The sequence below is a fragment of the Streptomyces sp. NPDC017936 genome (genome assembly GCF_044328485.1).
Classification (GTDB): Bacteria; Actinomycetota; Actinomycetes; order Streptomycetales; family Streptomycetaceae; genus Streptomyces.
Map to the genome: position 1 here is coordinate 260,421 of NZ_JBIRHK010000001.1, position 26,118 is coordinate 286,538.

Below are 26,118 nucleotides of genomic sequence, written 5' to 3' on the forward strand. Positions count from 1 at the left end.
CCTCAGACGGTCCGGCGGGCGGCCCGCACCAGCGCGTCGAAGAGGCGCTGCTGGACCGGGTCCTCGTGCGCGGTGTCCTCGGGATGCCACTGCACGGCCAGGAACCACCCGTCGCCCCCGGCGCGTTCGACGGCCTCGACCGTCCCGTCGGCGGCGCGGGCGGTGACGGTCAGCCCCTCCCCCAGCCGGTCCACGTGCTGGTGGTGGTAGCAGGACGCCTCCGCCTTGTCGGCGCCGGCGGCCCGGGCCAGGGCCGAGCCGGGGGCGAGGGGGACGGGGTGGCGGACGTGGCGGTGGTCGCGTTCCGGGCCGCCCATGTCCTGGTGGAGCGTGCCGCCCAGCACGGTGTTGACCACCTGCAGGCCGCGGCAGACGGCCAGCAGCGGCAGTCCGTCCGCGAGGGCCCGCCGGGCGAGTTCCAGGTCGAAGGCGTCCTGCTCGTCGTCGACGTCGTAGACGGTCTCGTGCGCGTCGGCCGCCCCGTAGCGGTGGGGGGCGAGGTCGCCGCCGCCCGGGAGCAGGAGGCCGTCGAAGCGGGCGAGGCGGGCGGCGACCTCGGCCGGGTCGGCGGTGCCGCCGGGGGCGTGCGGGTGGAGGGTGACGGGCTCGCCGCCGGCCCGCCACACGGCCTCGACCAGGGCGCGGGCGTTGACCTCGGCGGCGTACCGCAGCGCCGAGGTGGTGGCGGAGAAGCGGGCGGGTACGGCGATCAGCGGGCGGTGGGTCACAGCTGGATCCAGGTGGTCTTCAGTTCGGTGTACTTCTCCAGGGCGTGGACGGACTTGTCGCGTCCGTTGCCGGACTGCTTCATGCCGCCGAAGGGGACGGTGAGGTCGCCCTCCTCGTAGCAGTTGACCCAGACCGTGCCGGCCCTGAGGGCGCGGGAGACCCGGTGGGCGGTGGACAGGTCGGAGGTCCACAGGCCGGCGGCGAGGCCGTACTCGGTGGCGTTGGCGAGGGCGACGGCCTCGTCGAGGTCGTCGAAGGCGAGGACCGAGAGCACCGGTCCGAAGACCTCCTCGCGGGCCAGCCGGCTGTCCGGCGCGACCCGGTCGAAGACGGTCGGTTCGAGGTAGACGCCGCCGGTCCCGGTGAGGGTGCGGGCGCCGCCGGTCAGCAGGCGGGCGCCGTCGTCCCGCGCGTCGCCGACGTGGTCCAGCACCCGGGCCAGGTGCTGCTCGCCGACCAGCGCGCCCATCTCGGTGGCGGGGTCGAGGGGGTCGCCGACGCGCAGCTCGCGGGCCCGGCGCACGACGGCCTCGGTGACCTGTTCGGCGATGGAGGAGTGGACCAGCAGCCGGGAGGGCGCGGTGCACATCTCGCCCTGGTTGAAGAAGATGCCCCAGGCGGCGGTGGCCGCCGCCCGGTCCAGGTCGGGGGCGTCGGGCAGCACGATGTTGGGGGACTTGCCGCCGAGCTCCAGCCAGACGCGCTTGAGGTTGGAGTCGGCGGAGTAGCGCAGGAAGTGGCGGCCGACGGCGGTGGAGCCGGTGAAGGCGAGGACGTCGACGCCGGGGTGGAGGCCGAGGGCGCGTCCGGCGACCGGGCCGTTCCCGTTGACGACGTTGAGCACGCCCGGCGGCAGACCGGCCTCCAGTGCGATCCGTCCGAGCAGGAGCGCCGACAGCGGCGAGTTCTCCGAGGGCTTGAGGACGACCGTGCAGCCGGCGGCCAGGGCGGGGGCGACCTTCCAGCCGGCGAGGGTCAGGGGGAAGTTCCAGGGCACGACCGCGCCGACCACGCCGGCCGGTTCGCGGGTGACCAGGGCCAGCGCGTCCGGCGCGGTGTGCGGGGACTCGTCGGTGAGCTTGTCGGCGAGCTGGCCGTACCAGCGGAAGGTGTTGATCACGGCCCGCAGCTCGATGTCGTGGGCGTCGGTGACGGGCTTGCCCATCTCCAGGCTAACGGTGAGCGCCAGCTCGGCCCGGTGCTCCTCGAGGAGGTCGGCGACGCGCAGCAGGACCCGGCCGCGGTCGGCGGGGGCGAGGCGCGGCCAGGGGCCGTGGTCGAAGGCGCGGCGGGCGGCGGCGACGGCCGCGTCGACCTCGGCCGCGCCGCCGTCGGCGACCTCGGCCAGCACCCGGCCGTCGCGGGGCGAGACGGCGCGGAAGGTGCGGCCGCCACCGGGCTCCTCGACGCCGTCGATGAGGTGCGCGCCGGGCAGGTCGAGCGTCTCGGCCCGTCGGAGCCATGCGTCGTGGGTGGCAGCGGTCATGCGGTCCTCCAGACCACGTGGGTGGATCGGTGAAGAGGGGGCGGCCGTCCGCCCCGGAGGGCGGACGGCGCCGAAGGGGTGCTCAGCCGGCCGGGTTCGCGGCGCGCCGGTCGCGGACGAGCTTGTTGGCCACGCCGAGCGCCATGACGACGGGCACGGACAGGACCAGCCACAGCGCCGTGCTCACCGAGCCGCCGATCAGCGTGGTGAAGTTGGCGAGGATGAGCCAGATGGCGCCGGCGAGGCCGAGCGCGCCCAGCACGGGGGCGACGAGACCGTTCCACAGCCGGCCGTCCACGCGCCGGCGGCGGAAGAACACCACGACGGACACCGAGGTCAGCAGGTAGAGCAGCATCATCGCCAGGACGGCGAGGCCGCTGAACCACGAGAAGAGGGTGACCACCGGGTCCTCGCCGGCCAGCGCGAACGGCAGGACGAGGGCGAGGGCGGCGACGGTCTGCGCGCAGCCCGCGACCCACGGGGCGTGCCGGCTGTTGAGGCGGCACAGGCCCGCCGGCAGCTGCCGGTCGCGGCCGAGGGAGAACAGGTAGCGGTTGGCGGAGTTGTGGAAGGTGAGGATGCCGGCGAACAGGGAGGTGGCCAGGAGGACCGGCAGGACGTCGCCCACCCAGCCGCCGAACTGGGCGGCGATGGGGGCGAAGACGAACCCGGCGGAGTCCCCGCTGGCCAGCGCCTCGCCCGCGGCCGCCGGCGCCCGGGAGGCGCCGTAGGCCGAGATCAGCGTCCAGGAGGTGAGGGCGAAGAAACCGGTGACGACGACCACCGAGAGATAGGTGGCCCGGGGCACCGTCTTCTTCGGCTCCTTGGCCTCCTCGCCGTAGATGGCGGTGGCCTCGAAGCCGAACATCGACGCCACGGCGAACATCACGGCGACGCCCGGAGCGCCCTGGAGGGCCGCGGACGGGGAGAAGCTGTCGGCGACGCCCAGTCCCTCCGGACCGCCGCCCTTGAAGAGCGTGACCAGGCCGAAGACCAGCAGGATGCTGAACTCGGCGAGCACGAAGACCGCGAGGACGCGGGCGCCCATCTCGATCCCGGCGGCGCCCAGGGCCTGCACCACGGCCATGGTGACCAGCGCGCACGCCCACCACGGCAGGTCGAGCGACGTGTGGTCGGCGACGAGCGCGCTGACGATGGAGCCGTACAGGCCGTACATCGCCGCCTGGATGACGCAGTACGAGAAGAGGGCGACGCCCGCGCTGCCCGCGCCGGCGGTGCGGCCGAGTCCGGTGCCGATGTACGTGTAGAAGGCGCCGGCGTCCACCACGTGCCGGCCCATCGCGACGAAGCCGACGGAGAAGAGCAGGATCACGGCCCCGGCCAGCACGTAGGCGGCCGGGGTGCCGGAGCCGTTGCCGATGGCGACCGAGATCGGGGCAGCGCCCGCGATGCCCGTGAGCGGGGCCTGGCCGGACAGGACGAAGAAGAGGATGCCCAGGACACCCAGGGCATTGGGTTTGAGCGTGGCTGCTGCAGTGGGGGCGTCCCGCACGGTCCGCTCAGCGGAGACCGTCCGACTGTCCACTCGGATCACCTGCCAGAGAAGGAGGAGGTTCGTTTCAGGCCAAACGAGTTGCCTCATGGTGGGGCGGAACTATCCGTTTGGCAAGGGGGTGGGCGCGGGGAGTCGCCCACCGAGGCCCGTCAGGCCCGGTGAAGCCCGGTGCGGGAGGGTGAAGTCCGGTGCGGGACGTGGAGCCCGGTGCGGGACGTGGAGCCCGGTGCGGGACGTGGGGCGGGGCGGGTCAGCCCTCGGCGAGGCCTTCCAGCACGGTCCTGAGCCGCGTCAGCGCCTCTTCGGTGACCTCGCGCTCGCCGAAGACGAGCTGGTGCAGCACGAGGCCCTCCAGCGCGGCGAACACGAGCCGGGACAGCCCGCGGTCCACCGGTCCGGGCAGCATCCGGGACAGCTCGCGGCGCGTGGCCTCGAAGTACTCCTCGTACAGGCTGCGCAGGTGCGTCAGCAGTTCCGGCCTGCGCCGCGCCTCCAGGAGCAGCTCGTACTGGAACGCCTGCAGCTCCGGGCCGGACTCCACCATGTCCGTGAGCCCGGTGGCGAAGTCGGCCGGCCGGCCCGCGCCGGTGCCGAGCGTGCTGCTGCTCAGGGAGGCGCGGATGGCGTGGGTGACGGCCTCCTCGATCAGCGCGTCGCGCGAGCCGAAGTGGTGCACGACGAGCCCGTGGGTGACGCCGGCCTCCTCCGCCACCGCGCGGTAGGTGAGCCGGCGCAGCCCGCCGCGGGCCACCACGCGGACGGCGGCGTCCAGCAGGGCGACCCGGCCCGTCCCGTAGTGGTTCACGCGCTTGCGGGTGCGGCGCTCGCCGGCGGGCTCGACGGAGTCGGTCATGGCGCCGACCCTACCGGCGGCGCCCGGGTCAGCGCTTCGGCGGCCTGATCCCACGGAACTCCCAGTCGCCGCCGAGAGCGGTGGACAGGACCTCCTCGGACTCCGTGGGCTGCGCGCCGACGTCGGTCCGGACCGCGGTGGGGCCGGTCACGATGTGGTTGGTGAGCCGGCCCAGGCCCTCGACCTCGACCTCGACGACGTCACCCGGCCGCACCGGCCGGGAGTTGGCCGGGGTGCCGGACAGCAGCACGTCGCCCGGGTACAGGGTGATGGTGCGGGCGATGTCGGCGACGAGGTAGTGCATGTCCCACGTCATCTCGTCGGTGGAGCCGTCCTGGACGACCTCGCCGTTGACGCGGGTGCGCAGCCGCTTGCCCCGGAAGTCCCAGTCGGTGACCAGGCCGGGGCCGAGCGGGCAGAGGGTGTCGGAGCCCTTGACGCGGAGCATGGAGCCGGCGTCGGTGTCGCGGAAGTCGTGCAGGCCGTAGTCGTTGGCGACCGTGTAGCCGGCGATGTACTCCCCCGCCTCGGCCGGGGAGATGTTGCGGGCCGTCCTCCCGATCACGATGGCGACCTCGCCCTCGTAGTTGAGCCACTTGCAGCCCTCGGGGCGGACGATCGCGCCCTTGTGGGAGTTCAGCGACGAGGTCGGCTTGTGGAAGTACGTCGGGGTGTCCGGCAGGCCGATCCGGAACTCGTCCACCCGGCTGCGGTGGTTGAGGTGGACGGCGATCACCTTGGACGGGACGACCGGCGGCAGGTGCTGCGCGTCCTCGATCTCGACGCGGCGGCCGTCCCCGGCGACGAGCTCCTCGCCGTCGACGGTGACCTCGACGGCCGCGCCGTCGAGGAGGATGCGGCGGTACTCGGGCATGAGGGGGTTGCCTTTCTAGACGCGGGGGGCGGAAGAGGCGGGCAGACCGGTGCCGGTCCAGCCCTCGGCGGGGCGGTCGAACCACAGGTGGACCTGGCCGGTGCCGATCGAGTTCTCGTACGCGCCGTACTGGCGGGCCTTCGCCGTGCACGCCTGCTCGCCGAGGGCGCCGGCCATCATCAGGTAGTGGAAGAACTTCGCCTCGGGCTTGTGCTTCCAGAACTCGTCCATGGTGTCGAGGACCTTGTCGTGGCGGCCCTCCTTGAACCAGGAGATGCGCTCGTGGTCCGCCTCGCGCGCCTCGGGCGTGAAGATGTGCGCCGGGTCGCTGGCCTCGTGGTCGCGCAGTTCGCGCAGCGGCCAGAAGGTGTGCGAGAGGGCGCCGGAGGCGATCAGCAGCACCCGGCGGCCGGGGGTGGCGGCGATGCCGTCGGCCAGGGCGCGGCCGAGGCGCAGGTGGTCCTCCATGTCGCCGGTCTGGCAGACGCCGACGGTCACCCACCGCTTGTCGGGCAGGCCTTCACCGAGGAACTTCCACAGGTTGATGGTGGCGTAGTAGACGGGCAGGTACGCGTCGTCGATCGCGGTGATCCAGGTGCCGTGCTTGTCGGCGAACGAGGCCATGTTGTGGGCGAGTTCGGGGTCGCCGGGGTAGTCGTACGGCATCCGGCTCATGCCGCGGGGCAGTTCCTCGGAGGTGAACAGGCCGGCGCGGCGGTCCTGGGCGGTGACGACGAACTCGACGGTGGTGGCCCAGTGGGAGTCGAGGACGACGACGGTGTCGTAGTCGTCGCGCTCGAAGACGTCCGCGCGCAGTTGTTCCAGGCCGGTGACAAGGGTGATCTCCTTGCCCTCGTTCAGCTCCAGCCGGGTCTCCTTCGGGAGCACGATGGTGGGGACGTGGGCGAGCAGGCCCGCCCCGACGATCTCACCCATGGTCCTGCCGTCCCTTCGGTGCGGTGACGGTGTTCTTCACGTCGCAGTAGAAGTCGAAGCTCCAGGTACCGCCCTCGCGGCCGACGCCCGAGTGGCGGCTGCCGCCGAAGGGCGCCCGGAGGTCGCGGACGAAGAAGCAGTTGACCCAGACGGTGCCCGCCACCAGCTGTGCGCTGACGCGTCCGGCGCGCTCGGGGTCGCCGGTGGCGACGGTGGCGGCCAGGCCGAAGCGGGTGTCGTTGGCCAGGCGCACGGCCTCCTCCTCGTCGGCGAAGGTCTGGAGGGTCAGGACGGGGCCGAAGACCTCCTCCTGGACGATCTCCGAGTCCTGGGCGACGTCGGTGAGGAGGGTCGGCGCGTAGTACTGGCCGTCGCCCCGGTGGCCGCCGATGACCGCGCGGGCGCCCGCCGCGAGCGCCCGCCGCACGAAGCCGTCGATCTTCTCCAGCTGGCGGGGGTGGATGTTCGGTCCGATGTCGGTGGCCTCGTCGCGCGGGTCGCCCTGCTTCAGACCGCTCGCCTTCTCCACGAAGCGCCGGGTGAACTCCTCGGCGATCGCGTCCTCGACGAGGATGCGGGTGGCGGCCAGGCAGACCTGGCCGGCGTTGTCGTACTGCTCGACGGCGAGGTCGACGGCGAGGTCGAGGTCGGCGTCGGCGAACACCAGCAGCGGGGACTTGCCGCCCAGCTCCAGGCTGAGGGGCGTCAGGTGGGGGGCGGCCGAGGCGCAGATGCGCCTCGCGGTCGGCACGGACCCGGTGAAGCTGATGCGGCGCACGTCCGGGTGCGAGGTCAGCGCGTCGCCGATCTCGGAGCCGTAGCCCTGGACGACGTTGAGGACGCCGGCCGGGAGCCCGGCCTCGGCCGCGATGTCCGCGAGGAGGGAGGCGGTCAGCGGGGTCCACTCGGCGGGCTTCAGGACCACCGTGTTGCCGGCCGCGAGCGCCGGGGCCACCTTCCACGTGGCCAGCATCAGCGGCGCGTTCCACGGGGTGATCAGCACGCAGGGGCCGGCCGGGTCCCAGCTGACGTGATTGGTGTGGCCGCGCGTCTCGAAGTCCTCGTGGTCCGGCTTCAGCAGCCGGTCGGCGAAGAAGCGGAAGTTGTGGGCGACGCGGGGCATCACGCCGCGGCGGTGCGAGCGCAGCAGGGCGCCGTTGTCGGTGGTCTCGACGACGGCCAGGTCCTCGAGGCGCTTCTCGACGCCGTCGGCGACGGCGTGCAGGATGCGGGCGCGCTCGGCGCGCGGGGTGGCGGCCCAGCCGGGGAAGGCGGCCTTGGCGGCGGCGACGGCCGCGGCGGCCTCCATCGCGGTGCCCCGGGCGATCTCGCCGAGAGTGCTGCCGTCGATGGGCGAGACGTCGGTGAAGGTCTCGGTGGAGGCGACGCGTTCGCCGCCGATCCAGTGCCGGGTGTCGACGGCGACTCCGGCGACGGTGATGAGGTGTTCGCTCATGTCCTGGGACTCCTCGGGGTCGGTGCGGTGCGGTGCGGGCTCACTCGGCGCCGGAGGTGTGCGACTCCAGCAGGCGGCCGCCGTCCCACACCACGCCGACCTGCCGGTAGTAGGCGGCGATCGGCTCGCGGATCTCCAGGCGGGCCAGTTCCTCGGTGGGCGCCTCGAACAGCTCCAGGTCGGCGTCGCCGACCCAGGCCTGGCCGCCCTCGAAGGAGGCGGCGCCGGACTCGATCAGCTCGTCCAGGGCGAGGCCCTTGCCCTTCTCGACGGACGGGAGCCAGCGGTGGTGGGCCATCGGGTGGCCGTTGACGAAGCCGTTGGTCTCGGACGGCTCGCGCAGGGTGACGACGGCCTGGGCCAGGCGCCGGTCGGCCGCGGCGAGGGTGGCGCCGAAGCGTGCCCCGGCCTCGATGCGGGGGGCCGGCCCGTAGGGGTGCGGGCGGGTCTGGTGGAGGGAGCCGAGCTTCTTCGGGTAGCCCTGGTGCAGGCCGCGGGCGATGGCGAAGTCCTTGTCGACCCAGATGTACACGCAACGCGTGTAGGTCCGTCCCCTGTACGTGCAGCGGACGACCACGAAGGCCTCCTTGTACTGGGCGCGCACCGGGTCGAGCAGTTCCTCCCCGCTCGCCGAGCAGGACTGCCAGTCGGCCCAGATCAGCGCGACCGCGCCCGGGTCCTCGTCGGCGAGTCCGAGGGGTTCGGGCAGCAGTTCGCGCACCCGTGCGGGATCGGTGCGGTACTCGACGGTGAGCAGGTCGCCGGAGTAGCGCCAGGGCGGGGAGGGGATCAGCGACGAGGCACCCGTCGCCGTCTTGGGGTGGAAGAATCCACGGACGCTGGTCACTGGTGTTCCTTACGCGGTGAGGGCGGGCTGCTTCAGCAGTCCGGCGCGGTGGCGGGCGGCGGCCGCGGCGGCGGCCGGGCCGCCGAGGGCGACGACGCCGACCAGGCGGCCGCCGGTGTGGTAGCCGGCCAGGACGTCGCCGTCCGGGTCGCCGTCGAGGACGCGCACGTCGTCCTTGCCGAGGGCGGGGGCGCCGAAGGACTGCAGGCGGAAGTCGTGCTGGTCGCTCCAGAAGGTCGGCAGCGGCGCGAACGGCGCGAGACCGGCGTCGGCGCCGGTCAGGTGGGCGGCGAGGACGCGGGAGGCGTGCTTGGCGGTGTCGGTGGGGATCGACCAGTGCTCGACGCGGCGGGGGACGCCGTCGTAGCGGGCGTTGGGGAAGCGGGCGACGTCGCCGACGGCGACCACGTCGGGCCGTCCGCCGGCCCGCAGGTGCGCGTCGGTGAGGACGCCGTCGGTGAGGTCGAGGCCGTTGCCGTCGAGCCACTCGGTGTTGGCGACCGAGCCGACCGACTCCACCACCACGTCCGCGGCGAGGACCGTGCCGTCGGACAGGACCACGCCGGTGACGCGGTCGTCCCCCTCGAACCCGGCCACGCCGGTGCCGAGGGCGAACCGGACGCCGCGCCGCTCGTGCCGTCCGAGCAGCGCCTTCGCGAGCAGGTCGCCCAGCGGACCGACCATCGGCAGCGGCAGCGGGTCGACCACGGTGACCTCGGCGGCGCCGAGGGCCACGGCGGTGGCGGCCACCTCGCAGCCGATGAATCCGGCGCCGACGACCACCACCCGCGCTCCCGGCCGGGTCAGCGCCTCCCGCAGCCCCTGGGCGTCGGCGAGGGTGCGGACGGTGTGCCGCCCGGCCAGCGGGCCGGGGCAGCGCAGCCGGCGGGGGCGCATGCCGGTGGCGACGACCAGACCGGCGTACGGCAGCTCCTCCCCGTCGTCGAGCCGGACGACGCGGCGGTCGAGGTCGGCCCCGGTGACCCGGGTCCCCAGCCGCCAGCTCACGTCCGCGACACTGGCGCGGGGGCGGAAGGCGAGCGACGCGAAGGGGGCCTTGCCGGCCAGGACCTCCTTGGAGAGCGGCGGCCGGTTGTAGGGCATGTGGGGTTCGTCCCCGACGAGGGTGATCGGCCCCGCCCAGCCGGCGGCGCGCAGCTGCTCGGCGGCGCGCAGGCCGGCCAGGGAGGCGCCGGCCACGACGACGGTCGCGCTCATCGCTCAGTCCTCGATCCGGATGGCCTGCAGCGGGCAGACGTCCGCGGCCTCCTCGACCTCGTCGCGCAGCGCGTCGTCGGGGTCGGGGACGTAGGCCAGGCGTCCGGCGTCGTCGAAGCCGAAGACGTCGGGGGCGGCGAAGACGCACTGGCCGTGGTCCTGGCACTTGTTCATGTCGACGACGACCTTCATGGCCGGTCCTCCTGGTGCTGAGGGGGCGTCGGGGAGAGGGGAGAAGGGGCCCGGACCACGCGGGCCGGGCCCCGGCCAAAGGGGTGCGGATCACCGCACCCCCAACTCGTTTGGCATCAAACAACATAGGAACGGGCCGGGCTCTGGTCAATAGCTATCCGGATGGATAAATTTCTGCGACGACCCCCTTGCGGGAAGGTGACGCCCGTCCCTACCGTTTGGCACCAAACAACCGGACGGCCCCTGCCCCTCGCGCAGCCCGAGGCCGTCCCCTCTCCCCCAGCGCCCCGCGCTCCGGGAGGCGCCCCCTTCCCCCCAGAGGAGACACCGGTGAGCGCATCCGACACCCCGCCCGTCCGCCGGCACATGGAACGGCTGGCCGCCGAGGGCATCGACGTGGTCCGGGTGACCTATCCCGACCTCATCGGCACCGAACGAGCCCGGGACGTCCTGCTCGACCACCTGCCCTCGGCCTGCGAACAAGGCCTCGCGTTCTGCCGGGCCGTCTACCACACCACCCCGCAGGGCGACGTCGTCCCGGTCTCCGGCGGCCTGGACGCCGGCCTGCCCGACATCTGCGTGACGCCCGACCTGGACACCCTCACCGCCCTGCCGTGGGAGCCCGGGGTCGCCACCTGCCTCGGCGACGTCAGCGACCCGGCCACCGGGCTGCCCGCCCCGGAGTCCCCGCGCGACCTGCTGCGCGCCGTCCTCGATCGGTGCCGCGAGCACGGGCTGCGCCCGGTGGTGGGCCCGGAGCTGGAGTACTTCCTGTGCGACGCCGCCCCCGGGACCGCCCGGGGCTGGCGCCGCTACAGCGACGCCGAGGGCGTCGTCTACACCGCGGGCCTGCGCGCCGACGGCGACAACCACCTGCTGCGCACCCTGCGCCTGCTGCGCGACCTGGACCTCGGCGTCAGCAGCGGGAACCACGAGTTCGACGGCTCGCAGTTCGAGATCAACCTGACCCACTCGGAGGCGCTGGCCGCCGCGGACCGCGCCTTCCGCTTCAAGGCGGCGGTCAAGGAACTGGCCCGCGCGGAGGGCCGCCTCGCCACCTTCATGGCCAAGCCCTTCAACGGCGCCGGCGGCTCCGGCTTCCACCTGCACCTGTCCTGTCTGACCGGCGAGGACACGAACGCCTTCGCCGACCCCGCCGCCCCCTACGGCCTCTCGGCGACCGCACGCCACGCCGTGGCCGGCATCCTCGCCCACGCCCCCGCGCTGGCCGCCCTCGCCAACCCCACGGTCAACTCCTACAAGCGCTTCGGCCCGGACACCCTCGCGCCCTGGCTGGTCGACTGGGGCCTGGACAACCGCAGCGCCATGGTCCGCATCCCGCCCGAGCGCGGCTCCGGCGCCCGCCTCGAACTGCGCCTCGGCGACGCGAGCGCCAACCCCTACCTGCTGATCGCGGGCACCCTCGCCGCCGCCCTGCTGGGCGTACTGGCCGGCGAGGAGCCTCCCGCGCCGCTGGAGGGATACGGCTACGACACCACGAAGTCCGCCGTCCTGCCGATGAGCCTGCCCGCCGCCCTCGACGCGCTGGAGGCGGACACGGCGCTGACCGAGGTGCTCGGCAAGGACTTCACCACCTCCTACCTCGCGTACAAGCGCGACGAGGTCGCGCGCTTCCGACGGCACGTCACCGATTGGGAGTTCACCGAGTACGCCTACCACCTGTGACGCCGAGGAGCACCCACCCCATGACCACCGCCGCCCAGTCCGTGACCGACGCCGTGCGCGAGCCCCTGCCCCTGGCCGACGTCGACCTCGCGAACCTCGACCACTTCACCGACGGCGTGACCCCGTGGCGCATGTTCCACACCCTCCGCCACGAGGACCCCGTCCACTGGCAGCCCGAGGAGGCCCCCAACTCCGGCTTCTGGGCCGTCACCCGGCACGCCGACATCGCCCGCGTGGACCGCGACGCCGAGACGTTCACCTCCACGAGGTTCGTCAACCTCGAGGAGGTCGACGACGACCAGATCAAGAAGCGCGCCTCCATCCTGGAGCTGGACGGGGTGCGCCACCGCGCCCTGCGCAGCCTGCTGCAGCGGCAGTTCGGCGCGAGCGTCATCAACAGCTACGCCGACTTCCTGCGCGGCCTGACCGCCACCACCCTGGACGCGGCCCTCGCCAAGGGCACCTTCGACTTCGTCGAGGAGATCTCCGCCGACTTCCCCATCAACGTCCTCGCCCGCCTCCTGGACGTGCCCCCGGAGGACAACCAGCAGCTCATCGACTGGGGCAACCGCATCATCGGCAACACCGACCCCGACTACGCCGACGTGCTGCTGCACAGCGAGGAGAGCGAGAAGTACCGCGACCTGCCGTTCCGCTCCCCCGCCTCCCTGGAGGTCTTCGCCTACGGCCGCGAGCTGGCCCGGCAGCGGCGCGGCGGCGCCGGCACGGACCTGATCTCCCGGCTGGTCAACGAGACCCCGCGCGACGGCGTCCCGCTGTCCGCGCAGGACTTCGACAACTACTTCCTGCTCCTGGTCGTCGCCGGCAACGAGACCACCCGCCACACCATCACCCACTCGATGCTGGCCCTGCTCCAGCACCCCGAGCAGCTCGCCCGTCTGCAGGAGGACCCCTCCCTGATCCCGGGGGCGGTGGAGGAGTTCCTGCGCTGGGCCTCCCCCGTCTACCACTTCCGCCGCACCGCCACCCGCGACGTCGAGCTCGGCGGCAAGCGGGTCAGGGAGGGCGACAAGGTCGTCATGTGGTTCGCCTCCGGCAACCGCGACGAGGAGGTCTTCGGCAACCCCTACGACTTCGACGTCACCCGGCGGGACAACGACCACGTCACCTTCGGCAAGGGCAGCCCCCACCTGTGCCTGGGCAACCTGCTCGCCCGCACCGAGATCCGCATCATGTTCGAGGAGCTGATCCCGCGCCTGGCGGACATCAGGCCGGCCGGAGACGTGCCGCGCGTGCGGTCGAACTTCGTCAACGGCATCAAGCGGCTGCCGGTCGAGGTCACCGTGGCCTGACGCATCCGTCGTCCCCCGCTGCGGCCACGGCGGCGTCGGGCCCGGCGGGAGCGGCCGACGGCGGCGCGCCGCCGTCGGCCGGCCGTCGTCGTGCGGCGGTCTCAGTCCGCAGGACGGACCTGGTCGCGCAGGAGCAGCGCCGCCGCGCCGGTGAGCGCGAGCGGCAGGCACATGACGAAGAAGATCCGCGAGATGCCCCATCCGGCGTCGATCATGACTCCGCCGAGCAGACCGCTGGCGAGCGTGCCGATGCGGCCGACGCCGCTCATCCATCCCATGCCGGTGGCGCGCAGGGACGGCGGGTAGGCCAGCGCTCCGACGGCCTGGAGCGCGCCCATGGAGCCGCCCAGGCACGTTCCGAGCACGAAGATCAGCGTGAACATCCCGGCGTGGCCCGTGTCCAGGACCGCGGTGACGCAGACCGCGAGGGCGCTGACGCCCGACGCCAGGGCGAGGAAGCGGAAGCGGTCGTACCGTCCGAGGCCGAAGGACGCCAGCAGCTGTCCGCACAGGGTTCCGGCGCCGAACAGCCCGACGACGGCTCCGGTGCGCGAGGCCGTCAGCCCGGCGCGCCCCGCCATGAGCGGCAGGTAGTTGAGGAGGAGGAAGACCACCCCCAGCAGGACGAAGTAGCAGAGCCAGACGAGGAGCGTGACCGGCGCCAGGGAGCGGGACAGCAGGATCGCGCCGGCCCGCCGCATCGACGGCCGCTCGTCGTCCCGGCCGCGGGTCAGATCGACGTGGGAGGTGTCCCGGCCCGGCGCCAGCAGGGCGAGGCTCTCGTGGACCTGCTCGGCCGGCCGGCCGCGGGCGAGCAGGACGCCCACCGATTCCGGGACGCAGGCCACCACGAGGGGGACGAGCAGGAGGGGGGCCAGACCGCAGAGCGCGAGCGTCGCGGGCCAGCCGGCCCGGGGCAGGACGGTCGACGCGAGGAGTCCCCCGGCGACCGTGCCCGCCGCGATGCCCGAGAAGGCCAGGGCCACCACCGGCGCGCGGCGCGCGGCCGGCGTCGAGTCGGCGACGATCGCCATGACGACCGGGGCCACGGCCCCGAGCCCGGCGCACGCCACGACGCGCAGGACGGCGAGGAGCTCGATGGTCGTGGCGAGCGACATCGCCGCCGTGGCCGTCCCGAAGACCAGGATCCCGGCCGCCGCCATGCTCTTGCGCCCGTACCGGTCGGCCAGCGGTCCCGCCACCGCACCGCCGACCGCCATGCTCAGCACCCCGGCGGTCACGGTGGTGGTCACCGCGCTCATCGGTGTGCCCCAGTCGCGCATGACGTGCGGGTAGACGAAGCTCGCGATGGTGACGTCGAGGCCTTCGGCGACCATCACCACGAGGCCCAGCAGCGCGACGAGCCACTGCCGCGGCCCCATCGGGGCCGAGTCGATGAACTCCTGGACGCTCGGTCGCGGTACGGGGGCCCGTCCGGAACCCGGTCGGGAGTCGAGGGACATGGGAGGGGACCTTTCGTCGGGCGGCGCCTCGTCGTGTCGTTCGGTCTCGTTCTCGGTCTCGGTCTCGGTCTCGGTCAGGTTCCGGTCCACTTCGGGGGGCGCTTCTCGACGAAGGCCCGGGGGCCTTCCACCGCGTCCCGGCTGAGCATCCGCCGCTCCTCCCACGGGTAGCGGGTGGCGAACGCCCGGTCCAGCGGCAGCGTGGCCGAGACCGTCGCGGCCTCCTTGGCGGCGCGCAGGGACAACGGCGCGCAGCTCAGCACGTCCTCCAGCCAGCCGTCCACGCAGGCGTCCAGCTCACCGGCCGGCACCACCTCGTTGACCAGGCCCAGTTCGTACGCGCGGGCCGCGGTCATGCGGCGGCCGGTCAGCAGGTGTCCCATCGCGACACGGAAGGGCGCCTGCCGGGTGAGCCGGAACACCCCGCCGGCCCCCGCGACGAGTCCGAGCCTCGCCTCGGTCAGCGCGAACTCGGCGTGCTCCGCGGCGATCACGATGTCGCAGGCCAGGGCCAGCTCGAAGCCGCCGCCCAGGGCGTACCCGTTCACCCGGGCGATCAGCGGCTTGGCCAGCGAGAACCGCTCGGTCAGCCGGGGCCAGCCCGGCTGGCCGCGGCTGCCGAACGTGGAGGTGACGGTGCCCTCGTCGACCCGGCGGACCAGTTCCTTGAGGTCCTGGCCGACGGAGAAGGACCGCTCGCCGGCGCCGGAGAGGACGCCCACCCAGATGTCGTCGTCCGACTCGAAGTCGTCCCACACCTGCGCGAGTTCCTCGTGCATCCGCAGGTTCATGGCGTTCAGCACCCGCGGACGGTCCAGGGTGATGCGGGCGACGTGGCCGTGCTTGTCGTAGCGGACGCATTGCAGGGCGTCTGGCATCCGTCGTTCCCCGTTCGTCGTTCGTCGGTCGTCGGTCGTCGGTCGTCGGTCGTCGGTCGTCGGTCGTCGAGTGGCGGACGCGGGCGGGAAGGGACCGTGGCCGGCCGCGGTCGCCGGGTCAGAGCAGCGACCGCGACCACCGCTCCACCGCTTCCGCGGTCGTCGTGGAGTGCTCCTCCAGGATCGTGAAGTGATCGCCCCTCACCTCGGCGGCGTCGTGCGGGAGGTGCCAGGAGGCGATCCGCGTTCCGTCGGCCCCGTACGGCGTGGCGGCGTGCACCAGCAGGGTGGGGGCGGCGATCGGTTCGGGCTTCCAGTCCCGGAAGAGCCGCCGGTAGGCCCCCATCGCGGTCAGCCGGTGGTCGTCGATCGAGATGAGCCGGCTGTCGCGCTCCAGCATCCCGCCGACCATCAGCGCGTACCCGCGCGGGTCGTCCCCGCTCGCCGGGGTGTCGAGCAGCGCGACGCCGTCGGCGGTCCTGCCCCTGCGTTCCAGGGCGGCCGCCACCTCGTGGGCCAGCCAGCCGCCCGCGGAGCGGCCGACGAGCAGCAGCGGCGCCTCCCCCACCGTCTCGGTGATCGTCCGGGCGTGCATCTCCGCCAGGACCTCCACCGACTCCGGCAGCGGTTCGCCCGGGCGGAAACCCGGATGGACGAGGGCCGCCGCCCGCCACGCGTCGCTGAAGCCGTCCGCGAAGCGGACGTACACGTGCGGGCCGGCGATCGCGCTGAAGGAGGGCAGGCACACGACGGTGGGGCGGGCCGACCTGCGGCCGAACCAGACCGGGGCGCGCCGCACGGCCGGGTCCGCGGGGTCGGTGAAGGTCCTGCGCATCCGTGCGGCGGTCTCGACGAGCGTCACGGCGTCGTCGATGCGCCCGGCGCCGGCCGCGTCCCGGAACAGCTCGGTCAGCAGGCCGGCGTCGCCGCCCTCCTCGGACCGGTCGTCGTCCACCGGCCGGCCCGAGGAGGCGTCCTCCAGGCGCGCGTCGACGAAGGCCGCGATCGAGGCCAGGTCCTCGCAGTCGAGGACGAGTGTGGCGGGCAGGCGCAGACCGAGCGTGCGGCCGAGCCGGTTGCGCAGCTCGATCGCGGTCAGCGAGTCGAAGCCCAGCTCCCGGCGGGTGCGGTCCGCGCTGAGCGGCGCACCCGTGTGGCCGAGGGTCTGCGCGGCCTCGGTCCGTACGAGCTCGGTCACGGCGGCCAGCCGCTCGGCCCCGGTCAGACCGGCGACGGGTCCGCCCACCGCGCCCGGTGCGTCCGCCGCGGTCCCGGCGGCCCCGTCGCCCCGGCGGTCGGGGGACGGGGCAGGACGCGCGGACGGCGCGGCGGACTCGGCCGGGGGAAGGGGCTGGTCCTCGACCCAGTAGGGCCGGTACTGGAAGGGGTACGTGGGGAGGTCCGTCAGCGTGCCGTGTCCGTCCGACAGCCGGCTCCAGTCGACCGTGCCCCCGTCGACGTGCACCTGGGCCAGCGCCGTGAGGAGCGACGCGGGCTCCGGGCGGTCGGCGCGCAGTGCCGCGGCGAAGACCTGTTCCTCGGCGTCGGGCACGATCCTCTGCGCCAGAGCGGTCAGGACGCCGCCCGGGCCCACCTCCAGCCAGCGTGCGGCGCCGGCCTCACGGGCCCGTGCCACGGCGTCGGCGAAGCGCACCGGGCGGCGCACGTGCCGTACCCAGTACTCGGGGTCCACGACCTCGGCGGGCAGCCCGGCCAGCACGGGTTCGTGGAGTTCCAGTCCTGCCACGACCTCACGGAACTCCTCCAGCATCGGGTCCATCAGCGGTGAGTGGAAGGCGTGGCTGACCGTCAGCCAGTGGGTGCGGCGGCCTTGTTCGCGCCAGGCGTCCACCAGCTTGCGGACCGCGGTCTCCTCGCCGGAGAGCACGACGGACGCCGGGCCGTTGACCGCCCCCAGCGCCACCCGGTCCTCCAGGCCGGCCAGGGCCGCCGTGGCCTCGGCCTCGGAGACCTCCACCGCCGCCATCGCGCCGCCGGCCGGCAGCTCCTGCATCAGCCGGCCGCGCGCCTCCACCAGGCGGCAGGCGTCCTCCAGGGACAGCACGCCCGCCGCGTGGGCCGCGGCCACCTCCCCCACGGAGTGGCCCACCACCGCGTGGACGTCGACGCCCAGGTCGCGCACCAGCCGGTACAGGGACACCTCCACCGCGAACAGGGCCGGCTGCGCGTAGCGCGTCCGGTCCAGGAGCCCGTCCGTCGCCTCGCCGAAGACCACGTCCCTCAGGGGCAGCCCGGTGTGCCGCGCGACGGCGTCGAACGTCTCCGCGAAGACGGGGTGGGCCTCGTACAGTTCCCGTCCCATGCCCGGGCGCTGGCTGCCCTGGCCGGAGAACAGCAGCGCGGTGCCGCCCGGCCGTGCGACGCCCCGGACCTCGCGGACGCCGGCGCCGTCCCGCAGGAGCACCGCCCGGTGCCGGAAGACCGCGCGCCGGGCGAGCGTGCGGCTCACGTCCACCGGGTCGGCCCGTGTCTCCTCGACGTACGTCCGCAACCGCGCGATCTGGTCCCGCAGCGCGCCGGCGTCCCGCCCGGAGAGCGGCCACGGCACCGGCGACGGTACGGCGTCCCGCGAGCCGTCGCGGGCGGGGCCGGTGGCGCCGGCCGGCCCGGGCTCCTCGGGCGGGGCCTCCAGGATCACGTGGGCGTTCGTGCCGCTGATCCCGAACGAGGACACCGCCGCCCGGCGCGGCCGGCCCGTCTCGGGCCAGGCGCGCCGGCTCGTCAGCAGCTCCACCGCTCCCGCCGACCAGTCGACGTGCGGCGTCGCCTCGTCCGCGTGCAGTGTCCTGGGCAGGACGCCGTGCCGCATCGCCTCGATCATCTTGATCACGCCGCCGACCCCGGCCGCGGCCTGGGTGTGGCCCACGTTCGATTTCATGGACCCCAGGTAGAGGGGGCGGTCGGCGTCGCGTTCCCGGCCGTACGTGGCGAGGAGCGCCTGGGCCTCGATCGGGTCGCCGAGCCTGGTGCCGGTGCCGTGTCCCTCGACGACGTCGACGTCCCGCGCCGTGAGGCCCGCGTGGGCCAGCGCCTTGCGGATCACCCGCTGCTGGGAGGGGCCGTTGGGGGCCGACAGTCCGTTGGAGGCCCCGTCCTGGTTCACTGCGGACCCGCGGAGCACGGCGAGCACCGGGTGGCCGTTGCGCCGGGCGTCCGACAGCCGCTCGACGAGCAGCATTCCCACGCCCTCGGCCCAGCCGGTGCCGTCGGCCCCGGCGCCGAACGCCCGGCACCGCCCGTCGGGCGACAGGCCCCGCTGCCGGCTGAAGGACAGGAAGGCGCGCGGTGTCGCCATGACCGTCACCCCGCCGGCCAGGGCGAGGGCGCACTCGCCGGAGCGCAGCGCGTGCGCCGCCTGGTGCAGGGCCACCAGCGACGACGAGCACGCCGTGTCCACCGTCACCGCCGGCCCCTCGAAGCCGAACGTGTAGGAGATGCGGCCCGAGGCCACGCCCCCGGACAGGCCGGTGACGAGGTAGGGCTCCAGCTCGTCCGGCACCCGCGCGGTCGCGTAGTCGTGGTGGACGACACCGGTGAACACGCCCGTGTCGCTGCCGCGCAGCGAGGCCGGGTCGATTCCCGCGCGCTCGAACGCCTCCCAGGCGGTCTCCAGGAGCAGCCGCTGCTGCGGGTCCATCGCCTGCGCCTCGCGGGGCGAGATCCCGAAGAACTCCGCGTCGAACAGGGCGGCGTCGTGCAGGAAGCCTCCCTCGCGGGCGTTGCACGTCCGGGGCCGGTCGGGGTCGGGGTCGTAGATGCCGTCGATGTCCCAGCCCCGGTTCGTGGGGAAGCCGGAGATCGCGTCCCGTTCCTCCAGGACCAGCCGCCACAGGTCCTCGGGCGACCGCACGCCGCCGGGATAGCGGCAGGCCATGCCCACGACGGCGATCGGCTCGCGGCTCGCCTCCGTGGCGCTGCGCAGTTGCCGACGGGTCTCGTGCAACTCGGCGGTGACCTTCTTGAGGTAGTCGACCAGCTTCTCCTCGGTACCCGTCACGTCACGGTCCCTTCAGTTCGTTGTCGATGAGGTCGAAGAGCTGGTCGACCGTGGTGGCCCCGGCGATCCGGTCGCCGAGCGAGGTCTCCTCCGCGCTGTCGGAGTGTTCCGGCGGGCCGTCGGCGAGCCGCGCGGCCAGGGTGCGCAGCCGTTCGGCGAGCAGGACGCGCGCCGCGGCGGCGGGGCGGTCCCGTTCGACGGACGCCTCGAGCCTGGCCAGTTCGCCGAAGACCGTTCCCTCCGGGGCCGGGGCCCCGCCGTCCTCCCGGGCGAGGCCCGAGGCGTGGAGCGCGTCGAGCAGGTGGCGGGCGATGGCCGTCGACGTGGGGTGGTCGAAGGCCAGGGAGGCGGGCAGGTCCAGTCCGGTCCGCGCGCCGAGGCGTTCGCTCAGGTCCACGGCGGAGACGGAGTCCAGTCCGAGGTCGGTCATGTTGCGGTGGGCGTCGACCTCGTGCGGGCCGTCGAAGCCGGCGACGGCGGCGACCTCCGCGCGTACCAGCTCGGTCAGCGTCCGTTCCCGCTGCTCCCCGGAGAGGCGGGTCAGGTCGGTGCGGAGCCGCTGCGCGGCCGAGGGGTCGTCCGGCGGGGGCGCGGGGGCCGCGGTCGCCGCCTGCGCGGCGGGGCCGGCGTCCGCCGTCCCGGACGCGAGCCAGTACCGCCGGTGCTCGAAGGGGTAGACGGGCAGGTCGACCGGGTGCGCGGGGCGTCCGGCGAACAGCGCCGGCCAGTCGACGGGGACACCGCGCACATGGGCCTGGGCCACCGCTTCCAGCAGCGAGCGCGCCTCGGGCCGTCCGCGGCGCTGCCCTGCGCACAGGGCCAGCCGGGAGCCGGGCACGCAGTCGCCCGCCATGGCGGTGAGCTGCCGGTCGGGGCCGAGTTCGAGGAAGGCGGTGATCCCCTCGCCGGGCAGGGCGCGTACCGCGTCGGCGAAGCGGACGGCCTCCCGGACGTGGCGGACCCAGTAGGCGGGCGAGCAGAGCCGGGTCGCGTCGGCGAGCCCTCCGGTGACGTCGGAGATCATCGGGATGAGGGGCGGCCGGTAGGTGAGCTCGCGCGCCGCCGCCGCGAACTCCTCCAGCATGGGATCCATGAGCGGCGAGTGGAAGGCGTGGCTGACCCGGAGCGCGGTCACCCGGCGCTTTCGCGTGCGGAACGTCTCGCCCACGGCCCGCACCGCTTCCTCCTCGCCGGACACCACGACCGAGCGCGGGCCGTTGACCGCCGCGACGGCCACGACGCCGGCCGTGGCCGCGAGCGCGGTGCGGACCTCGTCCTCGGTCGCCTCGATCGCGGTCATGGCGCCGCCGGGCGGCAGCGCGGCCATCAGCCGGCCCCGGGCCGCGACGAGCGAGGCGGCGTCCTGCAGGGACAGCACCCCGGCCGCGTGGGCGGCGGCCAGCGCGCCGACGGAGTGCCCCAGGACGAGGTCGGGGACGACGCCCCAGGACTCGACGAGCCGGAACAGGGCGCTCTCCAGGGCGAACAGCGCGGCCTGGGTGAAGTCGGTACGGTCCAGGAGCACGGCCTGCGGTGTGCCCTCGGGGGCCCACATGACGTCCCGCAGCGGCCGGTCGAGGTGCGGTTCGAGGGCGGCGCAGGCCGCGTCGAACGCGGCGGCGAAGACGGGGTAGGCGGCGTACAGCTCCTTCCCCATCCCGGGTCGTTGGCTGCCCTGGCCGGTGAACCCGATGGCCAGGGAGGCCTCCGCGAACGCCCCGTCCGGTGCGGCGCCCGTGTCCTCGCCGGCGGCGACGGCCGCCAGCCGGCGCTCCAGTTCCGCGGCGCCCTCCACGACGAACGCGGTGCGTCGCGGGAAGGCGGTGCGGGTGGTGGCGAGGGCTGCCGCGAGGTCGGGGACGCTCCGTTCCCGGTCCGCGCGGACCACGTCCAGCAGGAGTTCGGCCCGGCGGCGCAGTGCCGGTCCGGTGCGGGCCGACAGCACGACCGGCACGACGTCGGGGAGTGCGGCCGGCGCGGCGGCGGGCAGGGGGTCGGGGGCCTGTTCCAGGACGAGGTGGGCGTTCGTGCCGCTGACGCCGAAGGAGGACACGGCGGCGCGGCGGCGGTCCGCGGTCGCGGGCCAGGCGGTGTGCTCCCGGAGCAGCCGGATCGCGCCGGAGTCCCAGTCCACGGCCGGGGTCGGCCGGTCCGCGTGCAGGGTGCGGGGCAGTTCGCCGTGCCGGATCGCCTGCACCATCTTGATGACGGCGCCGACGCCGGCCGCGGACTGGGCGTGGCCGATGTTGGACTTCAGCGAGCCGAGCAGCAGCGGGCGCCGCGGGTCCCGGTCCCGGCCGTAGGTGGCGAGGAGCGCGTTGGCCTCGATGGGGTCGCCGAGCACGGTCCCCGTGCCGTGCGCCTCGACGGCGTCCACGTCGGCGGGCGTGAGGCCCGCGTCGGCCAGGGCCCGGAGGATGACCTGCTGCTGGGCCGGTCCGCTGGGCGCGGTCAGGCCGTTGCTGGCGCCGTCCTGGTTGACCGCGCTGCCCCGGATCACGGCGAGCACGGGGTGGCCGTTGCGGCGCGCGTCGGAGAGGCGTTCCAGGACGACGACGCCGACGCCCTCGGACCAGCCGGTGCCGTCGGCGCCCTCGCCGAAGGCCTTGCACCGTCCGTCGGGCGCGAGACCGTGCTGGCGGCTGAACTCCACGAAGGTGCTCGGGGTCGCCATGACGGCGACGCCGCCGGCCAGGGCGAGCGAGCACTCCCCGCGGCGCAGGGCCTGCGCGGCCAGGTGGACGGCGACGAGCGAGGAGGAGCAGGCGGTGTCGACGGTGAGGGCCGGGCCGGTGAGGCCCAGGGTGTAGGCGAGGCGTCCGGAGGCGACGCTGCCCGCGGTGCCGGTGCCGAGGAGCCGTTCCAGGTCCTCGGGGAGGGGGCCGGGGTTCTTGGCGTAGTCGTGGAACATCAGTCCGACGTACACGCCGGTGTCGGTCTGCCGCAGGGCGGCCGGGTCGATGCCGGAGCGTTCGATCGCCTCCCAGCCGACCTCCAGGAGCAGCCGCTGCTGCGGGTCCATGGCGAGGGCCTCGCGCGGGCTGATGCCGAAGAACGCGGCGTCGAAGTCGCCCGGCGCGTCGAGGAATCCGCCGGATCCGGTGGCGGAGGTGCCGGGCCGCGTGCCGTCGCCGTCCAGCAGCCGCTCCAGGTCCCAGCCGCGGTCGGTGGGGAACGGGCCGATCGCGTCGCGGCCCTCGGCGACGAGCCGCCACAGGTCCTCGGGGGACGCGACGCCGCCGGGATAGCGGCAGCCCATGCCGATGACGACCACGGGGTCGTGGTGGTGGTCGCCGCCGGCGCGCGCGGGCGGCCGTGCGGGGGCCGCGTCCGGCCGGCGGCCGAACAGTTCGCGGTCCAGGGCGGCGGCCAGCGCGGCGGGGGTCGGGTGGTCGAAGGCGATCGGCACGGGCAGGCGCAGGCCGGTCCGCGCGGACAGCCGGTCGCGCAGGGCGACGGCGGTGAGCGAGGTGAGCCCGAGGTGGGTGAAGGCGCCGGCGGGGTCGATCCGTCCCGGCCCGTCGAGTCCGAGCACCCGTGCCGCCTCGTCCCGTACGAGGTCGGTCAGCGCCCGCTCGCGGGCCCTGGGGGGCAGCCCGTCGAGCCGGTCCCGCAGCCCTTCGTCGGCTGCCGGGCCGGCGTCGGCGGCGGGCGCGTGCAGCAGCCGGCGCAGCCGGGCGGCTCCGGCGGACCGCACGGTCCACGGGTCGGTGCGCAGCACGAGGGCCTGGCCGCCCGCCGTCGCCCGCCCGGCGTCGAAGGCGTCGGCCGCCTCGCGGGCGGTGAGCGCCGCGAGGCCCGGCGGCGGGGTGTCCGGGGTGTCGCCGTCGGCGGTGACCGGGCCGAAGGCCAGGAAGCCGGCGTGGGGCGCGCCCTGGGCGAGCGCGGCGGCGTAGGCCGTGGCCGCCGCCGTGGCGGGGTCGGCGGGGTGGGTGCCGTGGTGGGCGAGCGTGCCGCAGAGGGTGAGGGTCGTGTGCCCGGTGTCGCGGGTCAGTGCGAGCAGCCAGGCCGCGGCCGTCGCGTCGGCGGGGGTGAGCACCGGGTGGACGACCGTGTCGAGCGGGCGGTCCGGGCCCGGGGCGGTGAGCAGGGCGGCGGCGCCCTCGGGCGTGTCCGGGCGTTCGGTGCGCACCGTCACGGTGGCGCCGAGCCGGGTCAGTTCGGCGGCCAGGGACTCGGCCGCGGCCGGGTCGGCGTCGGTGAGGACGAGGTCGCGGACCCCGTGGTCGACGACGAGGTGGGCCGCGAGGACGCGGGCGAGGCGGGTGGCCGCACCAGTCACGAGGGCGGTGCCGCCCCGTCGCGGCGGGACGTCGGCGACCTCGGCCGTCGCCGGTACGCGCGCGAGCCGCGGGACGAGGACCTCCCCGCCGCGGACGGCGAACTCCCGCTCCCCCGCGGGTGCTTCGAGGACGGCGCGCCAGGCGGCGACGTACGCCTCCCCGGGCCGCTCCCCCGGTTCCGCGTCGACCAGGACCGTCCGGCCGGTCCCGGCCGCGAGGAGCCGGGCGCGCGCGGCCGCGGCGGCCGGATCGACCCGCTCGTCGGGGCGGCCGGCCAGGGCGTGCCGGGTGAGGACGACGACCCGGGCGCCGTGCGGCCCGTCCGCCCCCGCGGCGAGCACGCCGGACAGCGCGTCCACCGGCCCGTCCGCCTCCGCGGCGAGCACCCCGGACAGCGCGTCCACCGGCCCGTCCGCCTCCGCGGCGAGCACCCCGGACAGCAGCGCGTCCGTGTCCGGCGCGCCGGCCGTCAGCAGGAAGCCGTCGAACGGCCCGGCCGCACGCGCCGCCCCGATGCCGGGGAAGGACTCGGTGACGCCGCCCGCCCGGTGCACGGCCTCCGCGAACGCCGGGTCCCCGGCTCCGATCACCGCCCAGCGGGGCGCCGGGCCGGCCGCCGGCTCCGGGTCCGACGCCGACGGCACGTGATCGGCGTCGGCCGGTGCCGGCCCGGGCTCCCACGGGACCCATCCCGTGCGCCACAGCCGGTCGTGATGGCTGGCGCCGACGCCCCGCAGCCGCGCGGGCAGGTGCGGCAGCCTGCGGCGGCTGACCTTGCCGGAGGCGGTGAGCGGCAGGGCGGCGATCTCGTACAGCTCCGCCGGGACCTTGAAGTAGCTGAGCCGGTCCCGGCAGGCCGCCAGCGCCTCGGCGGGCGACCACCCCTCGGCGGCGGGCACCACGTAGGCGACGGGCACTTCGCCCAGCGCCTCGTCCGGGCGGCCCGTGACGGCCGCGTCCTCGACGCCGGGGACGCTCCGCAGGACGTCCTCGATCTCGCCGGGCTGGATGTTCTCGCCGGCCCGGATGATGAGCTCCTTGACGCGGCCGGTGATCGTCAGGTGTCCTCCGGCGTCGCGGCGGGCCAGGTCTCCGGTGCGGTACCAGCCCTCGCGCAGCGCGGCCGCGGTCTCCTGCGGCCGGCCGTGGTACCCCAGCATCAGGCTCGGGCTCCTGACGAGGACCTCGCCCTCGTCGCCGTCCCGCACGTCGAGACCGGTGCGCGGGTCGACCAGACGCAGCTCGCCGCCGGGCACCACGGTCCCGCAGGTGCCGGGCGGCCGTGAGGAGCCGGGGCGGCTCATGGTGATCGCGCCGCAGGTCTCGGTGGAGCCGTAGCTGTTCACGAGCGGCGCGCCGAGCACCCGCTCGACGGCCGAGGCGAGCGCCGCGCCGGTCGCCGCGCCGGTGACGACGCACACCCGCGGCTTCGGGACCGTCCGGCCGCTCTCCTCGGCCGCCTCCACCGCCTCGACCAGCTGGAAGTACATGGACGGCACGCCGAGCAGCAGGGTGAACGGCTCGGCGCGCAGGGCCTCCAGCACGTCCTGGGCGCCGAACCCGGGGAGGATGCGCGCGGTGGCGCCGGTGACGGTCACGCCCAGGACGCAGAGGATGTGCGCGAGGCTGTGGAAGAGCGGCAGCGGCCACAGCAGCCGGTCGTCGGGGCCGAGGCCGAGGACGCCCCGGTAGGAGTGGTGGACGGACCACAGACAGGCCCGCTGGTGGGAGACCACGCCCTTGGCCGCCCCGGTGGTGCCGGAGGTGTAGAGGATCCAGGCCGGCTCGTCGAGGCCGAGGTCGTCCCGGGGGCCCCGGGCCGGCTCGCTCTCGGCGAGCTCCTCGAAGGCGAGGGTGCCCGCCGCTCGGGCGCCGGCGCGGGAGGCGTCGCCGTGCGCGAGGACGACGAGGATCCCCTCCCGGGTCGTCCTCATGCGCTCGACCTGCTCCAGGTGGGCGGCGTCGGTGATGACGAGGCGGGCCCCGCTGTCGTCCAGCTGGTGCGCCAGTTCGGCGTCCGAGGACTGGGGGTTGACCGGCACGCCCACGGCCGCGGCACGGGTGACCGCGAGATAGCTTTCGACGGTCGTGACGCTGTTGCCGAGGAGGATCGCGACCCGGTCGCCGCGTCCCACCCCGGCTCCGGCCAGGTGGCCGGCCAGCCGCCCCGTGCGCTCGGCGAGCCGCGCGTAGGTGACCTCGCGCTCCTCGTCGGCGAACGCGACCTGGTCCGGGCGGTGGAGCGCGTGGTCGCGCAGCACCGCGGAAAGTGGCCGGATGTCTTCGACTTGCGTCACGCGTACGCTCCTGCCTGCTTGAGCCTGCTCATACCTCCGCCGTGACCGGCGAGCTCACCTCGCGTAACGCTAG

Annotated in this window: 15 protein-coding genes and 1 pseudogene; 2 read left to right on the top strand and 14 right to left on the bottom strand. The window is 74.8% G+C overall.

The window, feature by feature from the left end; translation table 11 throughout:
• Positions 1 to 2: 2 nt before the first annotated feature.
• The 10 genes from ACH4F6_RS01070 to ACH4F6_RS01115 all read right to left on the bottom strand — a co-directional run bounded on the left by ACH4F6_RS01070 (position 3) and on the right by ACH4F6_RS01115 (position 10,107).
• On the bottom strand, positions 3 to 728 hold the full coding sequence (locus tag ACH4F6_RS01070; protein ID WP_397957690.1) for a gamma-glutamyl-gamma-aminobutyrate hydrolase family protein: 726 nt from the start codon (positions 726 to 728) through the stop codon (positions 3 to 5).
• A complete protein-coding gene (locus tag ACH4F6_RS01075; protein ID WP_397957691.1) occupies positions 725 to 2,215 on the bottom strand; it encodes an aldehyde dehydrogenase in 1,491 nt (496 codons plus the stop codon). The genes ACH4F6_RS01070 and ACH4F6_RS01075 overlap by 4 nt, the downstream gene beginning before the upstream one ends.
• Before the next feature lie 82 nt (positions 2,216 to 2,297).
• A complete protein-coding gene (locus ACH4F6_RS01080; protein ID WP_397957692.1) occupies positions 2,298 to 3,761 on the bottom strand; it encodes an APC family permease in 1,464 nt (487 codons plus the stop codon).
• Positions 3,762 to 3,981: 220 nt separating this feature from the next.
• Positions 3,982 to 4,584, bottom strand: coding sequence for a TetR/AcrR family transcriptional regulator (locus tag ACH4F6_RS01085; RefSeq protein ID WP_397957693.1), 603 nt, complete (start codon positions 4,582 to 4,584; stop codon positions 3,982 to 3,984).
• A gap of 28 nt (positions 4,585 to 4,612) precedes the next feature.
• Positions 4,613 to 5,458, bottom strand: a complete 846-nt coding sequence (locus tag ACH4F6_RS01090) for a fumarylacetoacetate hydrolase family protein (RefSeq protein WP_397957694.1) — start codon at positions 5,456 to 5,458, stop codon at positions 4,613 to 4,615.
• Positions 5,459 to 5,473: 15 nt separating this feature from the next.
• Positions 5,474 to 6,394: a 3,4-dihydroxyphenylacetate 2,3-dioxygenase gene (locus tag ACH4F6_RS01095; RefSeq protein WP_397957695.1), complete on the bottom strand. Its 921-nt coding sequence runs from the start codon at positions 6,392 to 6,394 to the stop codon at positions 5,474 to 5,476.
• On the bottom strand, positions 6,387 to 7,850 hold the full coding sequence (locus tag ACH4F6_RS01100; protein ID WP_397957696.1) for an aldehyde dehydrogenase: 1,464 nt from the start codon (positions 7,848 to 7,850) through the stop codon (positions 6,387 to 6,389). Before ACH4F6_RS01100 ends, ACH4F6_RS01095 begins: the two co-directional genes overlap by 8 nt.
• Positions 7,851 to 7,890: 40 nt before the next feature.
• Complete coding sequence (locus tag ACH4F6_RS01105; RefSeq protein WP_397957697.1) at positions 7,891 to 8,697, bottom strand: acetoacetate decarboxylase family protein; 807 nt, start codon at positions 8,695 to 8,697, stop codon at positions 7,891 to 7,893.
• A 9-nt stretch (positions 8,698 to 8,706) separates the two neighbouring features.
• On the bottom strand, positions 8,707 to 9,915 hold the full coding sequence (locus tag ACH4F6_RS01110; RefSeq protein ID WP_397957698.1) for an NAD(P)/FAD-dependent oxidoreductase: 1,209 nt from the start codon (positions 9,913 to 9,915) through the stop codon (positions 8,707 to 8,709).
• Positions 9,916 to 9,918: 3 nt separating this feature from the next.
• Entirely contained in the window at positions 9,919 to 10,107 is a 189-nt protein-coding gene (locus ACH4F6_RS01115) for a ferredoxin (RefSeq protein ID WP_397957699.1), read from the bottom strand.
• 330 nt (positions 10,108 to 10,437) lie between these two features.
• Between ACH4F6_RS01115 and ACH4F6_RS01120 the strand changes: the two genes are divergently transcribed.
• A complete protein-coding gene (locus tag ACH4F6_RS01120; protein ID WP_397957700.1) occupies positions 10,438 to 11,793 on the top strand; it encodes a glutamine synthetase family protein in 1,356 nt (451 codons plus the stop codon).
• 20 nt (positions 11,794 to 11,813) lie between these two features.
• Positions 11,814 to 13,106, top strand: coding sequence for a cytochrome P450 (locus ACH4F6_RS01125; protein WP_397957701.1), 1,293 nt, complete (start codon positions 11,814 to 11,816; stop codon positions 13,104 to 13,106).
• 101 nt (positions 13,107 to 13,207) lie between these two features.
• Here ACH4F6_RS01125 and ACH4F6_RS01130 read toward each other — a convergent pair whose 3' ends face one another.
• From ACH4F6_RS01130 to ACH4F6_RS01145, 4 genes and pseudogenes are all read right to left on the bottom strand, one after another.
• Entirely contained in the window at positions 13,208 to 14,659 is a 1,452-nt protein-coding gene (locus tag ACH4F6_RS01130) for an MFS transporter (RefSeq protein ID WP_397957702.1), read from the bottom strand.
• Positions 14,644 to 15,447, bottom strand: coding sequence for an enoyl-CoA-hydratase DpgD (gene dpgD, locus ACH4F6_RS01135; RefSeq protein ID WP_397957703.1), 804 nt, complete (start codon positions 15,445 to 15,447; stop codon positions 14,644 to 14,646). Before dpgD ends, ACH4F6_RS01130 begins: the two co-directional genes overlap by 16 nt.
• A 118-nt stretch (positions 15,448 to 15,565) precedes the next feature.
• Positions 15,566 to 19,420 (bottom strand): annotated as a pseudogene (locus ACH4F6_RS01140) (type I polyketide synthase); the annotation flags it as partial.
• A 46-nt stretch (positions 19,421 to 19,466) separates the two neighbouring features.
• Entirely contained in the window at positions 19,467 to 26,045 is a 6,579-nt protein-coding gene (locus ACH4F6_RS01145) for a beta-ketoacyl synthase N-terminal-like domain-containing protein (RefSeq protein ID WP_397957704.1), read from the bottom strand.
• Positions 26,046 to 26,118: the final 73 nt, after the last annotated feature.